Annotated in this window: 12 protein-coding genes; 1 reads left to right on the plus strand and 11 read right to left on the minus strand. The window is 61.3% G+C overall.

Annotation, left to right across the window (positions count from 1 at the left end; genetic code table 11):
• Positions 1 to 94: 94 nt before the first annotated feature.
• The 10 genes from tatC to ABID12_RS15185 form a co-directional block, all read right to left on the minus strand.
• Complete coding sequence (tatC, locus tag ABID12_RS15140; RefSeq protein WP_354434947.1) at positions 95 to 919, minus strand: twin-arginine translocase subunit TatC; 825 nt, start codon at positions 917 to 919, stop codon at positions 95 to 97.
• Entirely contained in the window at positions 916 to 1476 is a 561-nt protein-coding gene (gene tatB / locus ABID12_RS20870) for a Sec-independent protein translocase protein TatB (RefSeq protein WP_106301111.1), read from the minus strand. Before tatB ends, tatC begins: the two co-directional genes overlap by 4 nt.
• Positions 1477 to 1520: 44 nt before the next feature.
• Positions 1521 to 1730 (minus strand): twin-arginine translocase TatA/TatE family subunit, encoded by a 210-nt coding sequence (locus ABID12_RS15150; RefSeq protein WP_106301114.1) that lies wholly within the window; start codon positions 1728 to 1730, stop codon positions 1521 to 1523.
• A 43-nt stretch (positions 1731 to 1773) separates the two neighbouring features.
• On the minus strand, positions 1774 to 2859 hold the full coding sequence (locus ABID12_RS15155) for an ABC transporter ATP-binding protein (RefSeq protein ID WP_354434948.1): 1086 nt from the start codon (positions 2857 to 2859) through the stop codon (positions 1774 to 1776).
• A 52-nt stretch (positions 2860 to 2911) separates the two neighbouring features.
• On the minus strand, positions 2912 to 3619 hold the full coding sequence (gene scpB / locus ABID12_RS15160; protein WP_354434949.1) for an SMC-Scp complex subunit ScpB: 708 nt from the start codon (positions 3617 to 3619) through the stop codon (positions 2912 to 2914).
• Complete coding sequence (locus tag ABID12_RS15165; RefSeq protein ID WP_354434950.1) at positions 3616 to 4446, minus strand: segregation and condensation protein A; 831 nt, start codon at positions 4444 to 4446, stop codon at positions 3616 to 3618. The genes scpB and ABID12_RS15165 overlap by 4 nt, the downstream gene beginning before the upstream one ends.
• A gap of 3 nt (positions 4447 to 4449) precedes the next feature.
• Positions 4450 to 5469 (minus strand): beta-N-acetylhexosaminidase, encoded by a 1020-nt coding sequence (nagZ, locus tag ABID12_RS15170; RefSeq protein ID WP_354434951.1) that lies wholly within the window; start codon positions 5467 to 5469, stop codon positions 4450 to 4452.
• 105 nt (positions 5470 to 5574) lie between these two features.
• Positions 5575 to 7863, minus strand: coding sequence for an SPOR domain-containing protein (locus ABID12_RS15175; protein WP_354434952.1), 2289 nt, complete (start codon positions 7861 to 7863; stop codon positions 5575 to 5577).
• Between the two features lie 64 nt (positions 7864 to 7927).
• Complete coding sequence (argS, locus tag ABID12_RS15180; RefSeq protein ID WP_354434953.1) at positions 7928 to 9688, minus strand: arginine--tRNA ligase; 1761 nt, start codon at positions 9686 to 9688, stop codon at positions 7928 to 7930.
• A 54-nt stretch (positions 9689 to 9742) separates the two neighbouring features.
• On the minus strand, positions 9743 to 10960 hold the full coding sequence (locus ABID12_RS15185; RefSeq protein ID WP_354434954.1) for a deoxyguanosinetriphosphate triphosphohydrolase: 1218 nt from the start codon (positions 10958 to 10960) through the stop codon (positions 9743 to 9745).
• Between the two features lie 215 nt (positions 10961 to 11175).
• On the opposite strand from ABID12_RS15185, the gene erpA reads away from it, so the two are divergent.
• Positions 11176 to 11508: an iron-sulfur cluster insertion protein ErpA gene (gene erpA / locus ABID12_RS15190; RefSeq protein WP_354434955.1), complete on the plus strand. Its 333-nt coding sequence runs from the start codon at positions 11176 to 11178 to the stop codon at positions 11506 to 11508.
• A 75-nt stretch (positions 11509 to 11583) separates the two neighbouring features.
• Here the strand turns inward: erpA and ABID12_RS15195 are convergent, their stop codons facing one another.
• On the minus strand, positions 11584 to 12951 hold the full coding sequence (locus tag ABID12_RS15195) for a uracil-xanthine permease family protein (RefSeq protein WP_354434956.1): 1368 nt from the start codon (positions 12949 to 12951) through the stop codon (positions 11584 to 11586).
• Positions 12952 to 12987 lie beyond the last annotated feature (36 nt).

The following is a 12987-nucleotide window of genomic DNA, read 5'->3' on the forward strand; positions in this document are numbered from 1 at the left end:
CCATGAAGAAAAAAGGCCGCCGGCGCGTCTGCACCAGCGGCCCTCTTGTGCCCAACTCATCTTCAAAGCGCAAGACACGCTTTGACGATATCGCCTAAACTTCGTCTTCCGGGGACGCCGTTTCCTCCGCGTCGTCGCCTTCCTCCTTGCGCCGGCGCTCGACCAGCTTGGCGGCATAGATCGCGACCTCGTAGAGAATCACCGTCGGCAGCGCCAGACCGAGCTGCGACAGCGGATCGGGCGGCGTCAGAACGGCGGCGATGATGAAGGCGATGACGATGGCGAATTTGCGCTGCTTGGCAAGCCATGCCGCACTGACAAGCCCTGCCCGCGACAACAGCGTGGTGACCACCGGCAGCTGGAACACCAGCCCGAACGCCAGCACCAGCGACATGATCAGGCTCAGATATTCCGAAACCTTCGGCAGAAGCGAAATCGCAACCTCGCCGCCCTCGGGCGCCTGCTGCATGCCGAGGAAAAACATCATTACCACGGGGATGAGGAAGAAATAGACGATTGCGCCACCGGCGATGAACAGGATCGGCGATGCCACGAGGAACGGCAGGAAAGCCGACCGCTCGTTCCTGTAAAGCCCCGGCGCGACAAAACTGTAGACCTGGAAGGCAATGATCGGAAAGGCCAGCAACAGGCCGCCAAACAGCGAAATCTTGATCTGCGTGAAGAAGAATTCCTGTGGCGCCGTGTAGATCAGCTGCATCTTGTCCGGATCGAGACCCGACCAGACAACCGCCCATTTATAGGGAAGGACCAGAATATTGAACAGGTCCCGGGCAAAGGCGAAACAGAGCAGAAAACCGGCGAAGAACGCCGCCAGCGACCAGACCAGCCGTTTCCGAAGTTCGATCAGGTGCTCGACAAGCGGCTGCGGCTTGTCTTCGATATCGTTTTCGACGCTCATCGGTCGTTCCTCCGCCCGCCTGAGCGTCCCTTGGCAGTCTTTGTCGGCCGCGCCGTTCCCCTGTAACCGGGACGGCGACTGACAAGCCCGTCATCCTGTCGCTTCGAGACCAGATCGCCTGCCTGTTCATCGTCCTTGCGGGCCGCCTTCTGGAAGACGTTGTCCGGCGTGAAGGCCGGTTTCTCGCCGGGCGCCGGATAGGAGGCCTTGGGCAGATCCGGCTTGTCGGTCGTCGTCTTCGGCTTGTTTTCCAGCGAAGTCGAGGTCTTCAGGTCGGACTGAAGATCGCGCGCCGTTTGACGCAAAGGATTGACCGCATCGCGCAACTGATTGGCGGGATTAAGTTTTCTAACATCCCGTATAGCGGAGGAAACATCTTCCATATCCGCTTCTTTCAGCGCATCATCCATCTGCGAACGGAAATCGGAAGCCATGCGCCGCATCTTGGTCATGGTCTTGCCGAACGTTCTCAGGACATGCGGAAGCTCCCTCGGGCCGACAACGACGACCAGAACAATCGCCACGACCAGAAGCTCCGTCCAGCCAATATCAAGCATTCACATTCTCCTGCAGACAGCCCCTTAGGCTGTCCGGCACCGTGTCAGCCTTGCTTGGTCTTTTCGTCTGCCCTGTGCTCGACGGTCTTGTCGTCCGTTTCAGCCGGCTTTTCGTCCTCGTCTGAAATACCCTTCTTGAAGCTCTTGATGCCCTTGGCGACATCACCCATCAATTCGGGAATCTTGCCGCGGCCGAACAGCAAGACGACAATTGCCAGAATGATCAGCAACTGCCAGATTCCGAGATTACCCATGGCCTATTTCTCCTGTTACCACTTTGTCTCCGGTGTAAGATGTTTATGGTTGTTTTTCAAACATCAAAATTGAGTCATCGGCAACAATCAGGAAAACCCTGCTTATACCGTCGGCAAGCACGCCTGCGCCGACGCTGGCTTCAACGACATCGCCGCCCTGTTCCAGACGCATCGTCAGATGCTCCGAAGTCCCGAGATACCGGCGGTTTAGCACGGTTGCAGGTGTGGCCTCAGGGTGTTCCGCAGTGGTGATACGGATGTCACTCAAACGCACGGCAAGGTCGAGTTCGGCATTCATCAAATTTTCCGGCGCAGGGCGTGTGCCGAACGGCGTTTCGACATTTCCGTCGCGGGCAAGGGCATCGAACCTGTTGATTTCGGAAAAGAAGGACGCCGCAAACACGCTGTTCGGCCGGGTGAAAAGCTCCCGCGCGCTGCCCGTCTGCACCAGTTCGCCATCCTTCAGCAGCGCGATCTGGTCGGCCATGCCCATTGCCTCTTCCGGGTCATGGGTCACCACCACCACCGTGGCGCCGGTTTCGCGCAGCACGGCCAGCGTATCCGCTCTTACCTGATCCTTCAAACGGGAATCGAGGCCGGAAAACGGCTCGTCCATCAAAAGCACCGAAGGCCGGGGCGCCACCGCGCGGGCCAGCGCGACCCGCTGCTGCTCGCCGCCCGACAGCATATGCGGATATTTGGCCTCGTATCCGGCAAGGCCGACACGGGCCAGCGCTTCCGCGGCAATGGCCTGGCGCGCCGGCTTTTGCACATGCGTCAGCCCGAAAGCCACATTGGCGGCCACCGTCATATGCGGAAACAGGGCAAAATCCTGAAACATCAGGCCGACGCCGCGCCGCTCCGGCGGCAGAAAGCCGGCCGGCCCGCTCGCTTCGACATCATTGATCAGCAACCGCCCGGCATGCGGGATTTCCAGGCCGGCGGCAATGCGCAAAAGCGTGCTCTTGCCGGAACCGGAGGGACCGAGAAGACAGAGCACCTTGCCGGGAAAAGCCGTCAGCGAAACACCGCGAACGATCTCGCGACCGCCATACCCATGACGGATATTTTCGAACTGCAACCGGGCGGCCGTGCCGCTTGAGCCGAAATTGCGCGCCGCAAGGTTCATCGTCGCTCCAGAAATCCTGCTGTGGCCGGTCGATCCGAGCCCTTTCTAGAGCTTATTCATCATGTTTACCGCCCGGAGTCAAAAGGCCGAGATCCTCAAGGTCTGCGGCATCCAGCGGGTCCTCGTCATCGGCAAGGTCCTCGTCATCGTTGAGCGGCAGCGGGATCTGAAAACCGGGCGGAATGCGCCCTGAGAGAAGCCCCGCACCTCTGAGTTCCTCCAGACCGGGCAGATCGCGGATTTCCTCAAGGCCGAAATGGTCGAGGAAGGCCCGCGTCGTGCCCATGGTGACCGGCCGGCCGGGCGTACGTCGACGCCCGCGAAACCGCACCCAGCCCGCCTCCATCAGCACGTCGAGCGTGCCCTTGGAGGTCTGGACACCGCGAATTTCCTCGATTTCGGCCCGCGTCACCGGCTGGTGATAGGCAATGATCGACAGCACTTCCAGCGCCGCGCGCGTCAGTTTACGAGCTTCCCGCTCTCCCCGATGGATCACGAAGGAAAGGTCCGACGCCGTCCGGAAGGCCCAGTAATCCTCGACCCGCACCAGATTGACGCCGCGATTGGCATAGTGTCCCTTCAGATTGGCCATCACCGCCGCGACATCGACACCCTCGGGTATCCGTTCGCGGATATAGGCTTCGCCGACCGGCTCAGCGGACGCGAAGACCAGCGCTTCGGCAATGCGTTCGGCCTCCAGCAGCAGTTCCGGATTTTCCGCTGCGACCGCTCCGGTGTCTTCGGCCTCGTCGTCGCTCATTCGGCCGCCTCTCCGGGAACCGGCGTCCGGGGGTGTCCGCGATCGCGGCCGCGTCGCATCAGCAGCGGAGAAAACGCCTCTTCCTGCCGCAGGTCCAGCCGCCCCTCGCGCACCAGCTCCAGCGATGCGGCAAATGTGCTGGCAATCGCTGTGCGCATCTCACCCGGGCGGGAAAGATAACGCAGCAGATAGCGGTCAAGCGCGGTCCACTCGCCGATCTCGCCGATGAGGTCCTGCAGCAGCTCACGGGCATCGGTCAGCGACCAGACGAGGCGTTTTTCGATCGTCACCTCACTGACGGCCTGACGCTGCCTGAGATTGGCATAGGCATCGAGAAGCTCGTAAAGCGTGGCCTTGAAGGCTGAACCGGTTTCATCTGGAATATGCTCCGGCGCGCCGCGCTGGAACACGTCACGGCCGAGCCGGTTGCGGTTGATGATCTTGGAGGCGGCATCGCGCATCGCTTCCAGCCGCTTCAGCCGGTGGGCCAGCGTTGCCGCCATATCCTCGCCCGAGGGTTCCTCGTCGCTGGCGCGGCGCGGGATCAGAAGCCGCGACTTGAGATAGGCAAGCCAAGCCGCCATCACCAGATAGTCGGCAGCAAGCTCGATGCGGATGCGCCGCGCGCTTTCGATGAATTCCAGATACTGCTCGGCCAGCGCCAGCACGGAAATCCGCGCCAGATCGACTTTCTGTGTGCGGGCCAGATGCAGCAGAAGGTCGAGCGGGCCTTCAAATCCGCCGACGTCGATGACCAGCACCGCCTCGCCCGCGGCCCGCACCTCGACCGTGCCGCCCGGATCTTCGGAAAAGAAGGTCTTCTGCATGCCCTACCCCTTTTCATCCATCAGCGCGTCAAAACGACGTGACAGCGCCTTCAGGTCACTGTCATCGGCCTCGGGCGCGCTGGCAAGCGCTGTCGTCGCCCTCGTCAGCGCATCGCCGGCAAGCTGCGGCGCCTGGCCGGCAACCGCGCGCATCTCCGGCATATCGCCATTGCAATGCAAGATGATGTCGAGGCCGGCGTCTGCCACCGCGCGCGCGCGTGTCGCGATATCACCGGAAAGCGCGTTCATCGAAATATCGTCGGAGATGATAAGCCCGTCAAAGCCGATTTCGCCGCGCATCACCTCTTCGACGAGTTTTTTGGACGCCGACGCCGGGTTGTCCGGGTCCACCGCCTCAAAAAGCACATGACAGGTCATGGCCATGGCAATGCCCGTAACCTCCCTGAAGGGCCGGAAATCACGGTCCCGCAGCAGCGCCAGCGGGGCATCGACCACCGGCAGGCGCTTGTGTGAATCGAGAAGGCCCCGGCCATGGCCCGGCATGTGCTTGACCACCGGCAGCACGCCGCCGGCCTTCAACCCGTCGGCCTGTGCCTGGGCCATCGCAATCACCTGATCGGGATCACAGCCGAATGTCCGGTCTGCCAGAAAGCCGGCGCCGGGAGCGGGCGGAATATCAAGCACAGGCGCGCAATCGACATTGATGCCGAGGGGGAGAAGATCACCGGCCATCAACCGACCGCTGATCCACGCCGCTTCGCGTGCAGCCTCCGGGGACGCCGCATAGAGCGCGGCGATCCGGGCAGCCGGGGGATAGTCGCGCACCAGCGGCGGCCTGAGCCGGCGCACCGTGCCGCCCTCCTGGTCCACCAGAACCGGTGCCTGCCAGCCAACGGCCTCACGCATTTCCCCGGTCAGCATCTTCACCTGTTCAAGGCTTTCGATGTTGCGCCCGAACAGGATGAAACCCCACGGCTGAACAGCGCGGAAGAATTGCTTCTCCTCCACGCTGAGCCGTGGACCGCCACAACCCAGAATCATGGCTCTGCTCGAACTGGTCATCGCCGAATCATAGTGGTTTCGCGCAAAAGCACGAACGATGCCTGCATGTCATGCACAGTTTTCTTCACACGGGGGTTGCAACCGTAACGGCGCAAACCATCGCCCTCATCGCGGAACGTAGCAGCTGCCGCCTGCGGCCTTGAAATTCTCGCACAGGGAAAGCGCAGCCGACAGGTTCTCAGCCGGAATGCGCACCCGGTAATAGGTCCCCCTGCCCGCAACATCGGCCCTGACAAATTCCACGGGCCTGCGCCCAAGAATGGCCGGATACTGAGCGGCCAGCCGCTGATAGGCCTGACGCGCTTCCGCTTCCGACGGCAGGGAGGCAATCTGCATCGCATAGCGCGACGATGGCGCCGAGGCACCGGCGGCCGGAGCCGCCGAAGCCGCCGGCTGTGCCGGAGTTGCAGGGGCCGGTTGCGCCGGCGCAGAAGCCGTTGAAACCGGTGCGCCGCCTGTCGACGAACGCGGCGTCGGGATCGGCACATTGGCGATGCCGAAATCCTCGACAGGCGCCTCGGCGGTCTCGGGTTCGGCATCGGCCGCAGGCTCGGCATTCGCCGTATCTTCGGTTTGCGTTCCGGCGGTTTCTGCTGCCGTACCGTTCAGGACATCGGCGACCGAGGGGTTTTGCGTTGTTTCGGGTGCGGCCCCGGGCGCTGTCTGCGGCGCGGCTTCGGCTTCCACACCGGCATCAGCGGCATTCGAGCTATTTCCGCTGCCTGCGGGCACCAGACGGCCGGCATTGTCCGGCATTGCCGTGACGGTATCGAGGCCACGGACATTGTTCGTCGTGCCGCTATTGGCATCCTCTTCAGGGGCCGAACGCTCGACAAGCGTGCCATCGGGGCGAACAATGATGGTGCGCACCCTGCGCGGCTCGACAACACCGCTGCCGGCCTGACCTGCCGTGTCGTTGGCCAGCGGATTGGGCGCGATATTGTCAACGTCGACCGGCTCCTGATCCGAAGCGATCAGACTGCCCTGACGCGGCGCGGCCTCCAGCGTGTCGGAAGCATCGTTGAAAATCACGTTATCCTGGTTGGGAACCACCTCGCCGCCGGGGTCCTCCGGCGCTTCCTTGACGCTCGTATCATCGGCGGCAATGATCACCGGACCGCTGTCGCTCTCGCCACCGAAATAGCGCATCCCCGCAAACACCGACAGCACCGCCAGAACAACGACGGCCAGACCGACGAGCATGACCCGGCCATAGCCCATGAAGGTGACCGCAAGCCAGCTCGGCCGCCGTTCACGCGCGTCACTGTCATAGTAGCCGTCATCAGCGAGATCGGCATAGGCATTCTGCTCGCCCGGTGCACCGGTCTCGGTAAACTGGAAGCCATCCTCGAGCGCGCGCTCGATATCCTCGTCATAAACCCGGTCGTCATGCGCATGCCCGGCATTGTCCGGGGCGGGTGCTGCTTCTGCGGGCGGCGCCTCGGCAAGCGGATCGACAAGAGCCGCCTGGCTGGCCAGCGCATCGGCGAGTTCCTCATCGAGGTCAAACTCGTAGGGCGGCGGCGGTTCGTGCGCCGGTTCTGCCTCATCGCCCATGCGCGGCAGGTCGAGTTCGTCGACGGGGGCGGGAATATCGTCGGTCGAAACGATGGCGGCCGGATCGAAGACATCGTCGCGGCCTGCTTCGCCCGCGCCGGCTTCTTCCAGCGGTTCCGGCCCATTGTCTTCAGCCGCGGCGACATCGGACAGCTCGAGCGCAAGCTCATCGAGATCAAGCGCAAGCTCATTTTCCTGCCGTTCCACATCCGCATCGCTCACGGACGGATCGTCAGTTTGAGACGTCGGAGACCAGGTCTCTTCCCAGCCGGCTTCCTGCGCCTGCGTATCCGCTTCCGGTGGCTCGACCAGAAATGCAGGCCCGGGGACGGGTTCTTCGGCGCGCGTGTCCTCTTCGGCTGCAGCCAACGGCTCGTCCTGCCGGTCATCCGACAGGTCGAGCGAAGAAATCGACTGCCTCAGTTCTTCTTCCAGAAACGCTTCATCGAGGCTCGGCTCCGGGGGCTGTGACGGCAGCGGCGCTTCGACATAGTCATCGACCGGCGCCTGCGGTTCCTCGCGCGGCGCACGCACAGGATAGTCAACCGGATGAAAGGATTCGAACACCAGGGGCTGGCCTTGCGGCGCAGGGCCCGGCTCCGGCTGAGGCTCGGGCTCCATATAGGGCTCGGGCGCCACCGGTTGGTCTTCGGCTGCCGGATACTGACCGGGAAAGGCATCGAATTCGCGCAACAGTTCGTCAGCCAGATCGTCCGCGGTCTCCGGCGCGCGCGGTTTTTCTTCCTCGCGTGGGGCGATCAGCCGCGCCAGTTCGGCGAAGGGATCGTCCTGTTCGACCTTTCCGGCGTCATGATCCGGTTTGTTCTTGTCTGCCATCTTCTACCACCGAGGCTGCCACGCGCCGCAAACGGCGCATGGTAAAGTGCGGGTGAGACAGTTTCTAGCGCATTTCCTGCGGGGCATCCGTGCCCGTCAATGTCAGGCCGGAGCGCAGGACAGCGGCCACGGAAGAAACCAGTCCCAGTTTTGCAAGCGTCGATTGTCCGTTATCCTCATTAATAAAGCGTAATTCTTTCTTGTCCTTCCCCTTATTCCAGTGGGAATGAAAGTTTGACGCAAGATCATAGAGGTAAAATGCCAGTCGATGCGGCTCCCGCATCAGTGCTGCCGACTCCACGACTCGCGGATATTCGGCCAATTTTGCCACAACTTTAAGTTCTTCCGGTTCAAAATTCGCTTCGGCAACCGCCTTTTCCAGAGATTCCTGCGTGATTTCAAGGTCCGGGAAGGTTTCCTTCGCCTGACGGATCACCGACATGCAGCGCGCATGGGCATACTGCACGTAAAACACCGGATTGTCCTTGGACTGTTCGGTCACCTTGGCAAAATCGAAGTCGAGCGGCTCGCTGCTCTTGCGATAGAGCATCATGAAGCGGACAGAATCGCGGCCGACCTCGTCAACGACCTCGCGCAAGGTCACGAAATTGCCCGAGCGCTTCGACATCTTCACTTCCTGGCCGTTGCGCAGCAGCTTCACCAGCTGGCACAGCAGCACCGTCAGCTTGGCCTCGTCACCGGCGACCGCCTTTGCGACGGCTTCCAGCCGCTTGACGTAGCCGCCATGATCGGCGCCGAGAATATAGACCATCTCGTGAAAGCCGCGATCGAACTTGTCCTTGAAGTAGGCGACATCGGCGGCGAAATAAGTGTAGTTGCCGTCCGACTTGATCAGCGGCCGGTCGATATCATCGCCCACATCGGTGGACCGGAACAGCGTCTGTTCGCGGTCCTCCCAGTCTTCGGGAAGCTGCCCCTTCGGCGGCGGCAGCGTGCCCTTGTAGACATGCCCCTTGAAGGTGAGGTCGTTGATCGCGGTGCGAATGCGCTCGGCATCGTCGGCATGCAGCGTGCGTTCGGAGAAAAACACCTCGTGGCGCACATTGAGCGCTTCCAGATCATCCCGGATCATCGCCAGCATCGCCTCGATCGCCTTGTCCTTGACGACGGGCATCCACTGTTCTTCCGGCAGATTGTGAAGCGATGGACCATATTCCGCTTTCAGCGCCTCGCCGACGGGAACAAGGTAATCACCGGGATAAAGACCTTCGGGAATATCGCCGATCGTCTCGCCCAGCGCTTCGCGATATCTGAGGAATACCGAACGGGCCAGCACATCGATCTGGGCGCCGGCATCGTTGATGTAATATTCCTTGGTCACGTCGAAACCGGCATAGGCGAGAATATTTGCCAGCGTGTCGCCGACGACCGCGCCGCGGCAATGGCCGACATGCATCGGCCCGGTCGGGTTTGCCGAGACATATTCGACATTGATCTTCCGGTTCTGCCCGCTCGTGCTGCGGCCGAAATCCTCGGCCTCGCGAATGGCGGCGATCAGCATGCGCTTCCAGAAGGCATCGGAAAGCCGGATATTGATGAAACCGGGACCGGCAATCGACAGTTCGGCAATGTCTTCGTCGCTTTCCAGCGCCGCAACGATTTCGGCTGCCAGATCGCGCGGTTTCTTGCCGAGTGGTTTGGACAGGACCAGCGCCGCATTGATGGCGATATCGCCATGGCTCGGGTCGCGCGGCGGCTCCACCACCAGGCGCGAAAAATCGAGGGAAGCGCTTTTTTCAGCAATGGCCGCAATCGTCAGCAGCCGTTCGTTCAGTCTTTGCTCAAAATCCGTGAAGAGGTTCATGTCATGTCCCATAGGGCCGCCGGAAGGCGGCAAAAGCGCTGTTTGCCGCGGCTCCTAGCGCAATTCCGGGGTATGGTCAAACAGCTGCCGGTGGGTCTTTTCGGCATAGGTGTCCGTCATTCCGGCAAGATAGTCGGCCACGAGGCGGGCCCGCTGCGCCGGGCGCAAGGCCTCGATCCCGTCCATCCACGGATGCGAGCCCATCAGCTGAGGATCGGCGAAATAGGCATCGAACAGTTCGCTGACGATCTGCGCCGCGCCGGCGCGGATCTTCATGATGTCAGGGTGACGGTAGATATGGCCGAACAGCAATGTCTTGATCTGCCTGTCGACCTCGGCCATTTCGGGCGAGAAGGTCGCCAGCGTGCGCCCGGCATGCCTTACCTCGTCCGCGCTTTGCGGTTTTTCGCTGCGCAGGTTGGCCTGCGTCACGCCGATGACATCCTCGACCATCGCCGTGATCTGCCGCCGCATGACCTCGTTGGTAAAGCGCGCCTCTTCCAGATTCGGATAGCGATCATGGACTTCGCGCATCAGGCCTTCCAGAAACGGAACCTCCTCAAGCATCTTGTGGGTCAAATAGCCCGAGCGCAGCCCGTCGTCGATATCGTGGGTATTGTAGGCAATGTCGTCGGCAATTGCGGCCATCTGCGCTTCGAGGCTGGCATGGGTTGCAAGCCAGAGGTCATGACGGCGGCTGTAATCGACGATCGGCTGGGGAACGGGGCCGTCACGGCCCTCGCCTGCAGCCGTTTCAAGCGGTCCGTTGTGCTTGACCAGTCCTTCCAGCGCTTCCCAGGTCAGGTTGATGCCGTCGAAATCGGCATAGCGCCGTTCCAGACTGGTCACGATCCTGAGCGACTGGGCGTTGTGATCGAACCCGCCATAGTCCGCCATTTTCTCGTGCAGGGCGTCCTCGCCGGTATGGCCGAATGGCGTGTGGCCGAAATCATGCACCAGCGCGACGCCCTCGGCGAGATCCTCGTCAAGCCTGAGCGCACGCGCAAGCGAGCGGGCGACCTGAGCCACCTCGATCGTATGCGTCAGCCTCGTGCGGTAATGATCGCCATCCTGGGCGATGAAGACCTGGGTCTTGTGCTTCAGCCGCCGGAAGGCCGTTGTGTGGATGATCCGGTCCCGGTCGCGCTGAAACGGCGAGCGCGTGAGGCTGTCATGTTCGGGGAAAAGCCGGCCGCGGCTGGTCCACGGATCGCAGGCATAGACTGCGAGCGCGACATCACCGAAGCCCAGAGCCGATCTGTCGATTGTCATTCAAAATCCTGTTGCACGAAATGCATGCTTTTGCGACACACGGAGAAGCCGGGTGCAAATTGACCGTTGACGGCCTTCCCTGTCGTTCTTAACTAAGATTGGACGTTATTGAAAGGCATCGCGGCATTCAGCGCCCGATGGACAAGCAAACGGCCTGGCTTTCGGCGCCGACACACCTGAAGGCGCCATGAAGCCCTGTGGCCCGGAGAAGACAAATGGACACCCAGACTGTGACGCTTTCCGATGCGGCCGCCCGGCGGATCGCCTCGATTATTGAAAGTGAAGCCGACAAACATGCCCTCAGGGTTTCTGTGGAAGGCGGCGGCTGCTCCGGTTTTTCCTACAAGTTCGATCTTGTGGAAGGCCCGGAAGAAGACGATGCGGTGATCATCAAGGATGACGCGACGGTGCTGATCGACAGCATTTCGCTGGTTTATCTGGCAGGCTCCGAAATCGACTTCATCGACAATCTGCTCGGCCAGTCCTTCCAGATCCAGAACCCAAATGCGGTGGCAAGCTGCGGCTGCGGCACCAGTTTCGCGATCTGATCAACCGGATCGCTTTCACCTCAGACATAAAAGGCCGCGCCCGAAGACGCGGCCTTTTTCGTTTCCGTCAGACGATCAGTCCTCGATTTCCTTGCCCGCCCCTTCGGGAATAAGCAGCGAGAGAACGATGGCCGACAGACCGGACAGGGTGATCGGCGTTGCGAACACCTTCTGGATGATGTCGGGCATCTGCTGCATGGACTGCGGGACGAGCGTGACACCGAGGCCAAGGCCGAACGACACCGCCATGATATAGACCTTGCGATGATCGATCGGCTCGGATGCCAGGATACGAATACCGGCAACGGCAATCGAGCCGAACAACACGACGGTGGCGCCACCAAGCACCGGTTTCGGCACAAGCAGAAATGCCCCGCCAATGACCGGGAAGAAGCCGAGAACCAGCAGAATGCCGGCAATATAGTAGCCGACATGACGGCTGGCCACGCCGGTCATCTGGATCACGCCGTTGTTCTGGCTGAAGGTGGTGTTGGGGAAGGTGCAGAAAAGCGCGGCGATACCCGAATTGAGACCATCGGCGAGAACCCCGCCCTTCACACGGTTGAGGTAAACATCGCCCTGCACCGGCTCACCGGAGATCACCGAGTTTGCCGTCAGGTCTCCGGTCGTTTCAATCGCCGTGATCAGATAGACGAAGGCAATCGGAAGAAACAGGCCGATATCGAAGTCCAGACCGTAGCGCAGCGGCTGGGGTATGGCGAACAGCGGCTGGGAACCCAGCTGCGAAAAGTCCACCATGCCGAAGAAGATCGAGACGACGAAGCCGACGACAAGCCCCATCATGATCGCTGCGATGCGCACCATCGGTGTCTTGGAAAACGAGAAGAAGATGATCACACCGACAACCAGAAGGCCCAGGAAAATGTTGACCGGCGCACCGAGGTTTTCGCCCGCGCCGGCGCCGCCGGCAAAATCGGTAAAGCCCGATTTCACAAGGCTGAGGCCGATCACGGTGATGACGATGCCCGTGACGGTTGGCGTCACGATGCGCCCCATTTTGGTGATGAACTGGCTGAGGATGATTTCGACGATACAGCCGACAAGGCAAAGTCCGAAGATCATCGCCAGGATATCATCCGGCGTGCCGCCCCTGCCCTTGACCGCGAAGCCCGCGGCAAGAATGACGCCGAGGAAGGCAAAGCTCGTTCCCTGCACGCTCAAAAGCCCGGACCCCACCGGACCGATGCGCCGGCACTGGATGAACGTCGCCACACCGGAGACGAACATCGCCATTGCCAGAAGATGCGGCATGCTGTCCCCCAGCCCGAGTGCACCGCCGATGATCAGCGTCGGCGTTACGATGCCGATGATGCTGGCCAGAATATGCTGAATTGCTGCCAGAAACGACGCGCCCGGCGAAGGCACGTCATTCAGCTTGAATATGATGTGATGGTGTTCCGCAGTCGGATTTTGTTCACTCATTTCTTTTCTCTCAAAGGCGGCCAAGACCGCGCGTTG

Source organism: Martelella mangrovi (genome assembly GCF_040545495.1).
Lineage (GTDB): Bacteria > Pseudomonadota > Alphaproteobacteria > Rhizobiales > Rhizobiaceae > Martelella > Martelella mangrovi.

Coding starts and splice junctions, on each gene's coding strand:
- tatC (WP_354434947.1), bottom strand. CDS start 919: ATGAGCGTCGAAAACGATATCGAAGACAAGCCGCAGCCGCTTGTCGAG.
- tatB (WP_106301111.1), bottom strand. CDS start 1,476: ATGCTTGATATTGGCTGGACGGAGCTTCTGGTCGTGGCGATTGTTCTG.
- ABID12_RS15150 (WP_106301114.1), bottom strand. CDS start 1,730: ATGGGTAATCTCGGAATCTGGCAGTTGCTGATCATTCTGGCAATTGTC.
- ABID12_RS15155 (WP_354434948.1), bottom strand. CDS start 2,859: ATGAACCTTGCGGCGCGCAATTTCGGCTCAAGCGGCACGGCCGCCCGG.
- scpB (WP_354434949.1), bottom strand. CDS start 3,619: ATGAGCGACGACGAGGCCGAAGACACCGGAGCGGTCGCAGCGGAAAAT.
- ABID12_RS15165 (WP_354434950.1), bottom strand. CDS start 4,446: ATGCAGAAGACCTTCTTTTCCGAAGATCCGGGCGGCACGGTCGAGGTG.
- nagZ (WP_354434951.1), bottom strand. CDS start 5,469: ATGACCAGTTCGAGCAGAGCCATGATTCTGGGTTGTGGCGGTCCACGG.
- ABID12_RS15175 (WP_354434952.1), bottom strand. CDS start 7,863: ATGGCAGACAAGAACAAACCGGATCATGACGCCGGAAAGGTCGAACAG.
- argS (WP_354434953.1), bottom strand. CDS start 9,688: ATGAACCTCTTCACGGATTTTGAGCAAAGACTGAACGAACGGCTGCTG.
- ABID12_RS15185 (WP_354434954.1), bottom strand. CDS start 10,960: ATGACAATCGACAGATCGGCTCTGGGCTTCGGTGATGTCGCGCTCGCA.
- erpA (WP_354434955.1), top strand. CDS start 11,176: ATGGACACCCAGACTGTGACGCTTTCCGATGCGGCCGCCCGGCGGATC.
- ABID12_RS15195 (WP_354434956.1), bottom strand. CDS start 12,951: ATGAGTGAACAAAATCCGACTGCGGAACACCATCACATCATATTCAAG.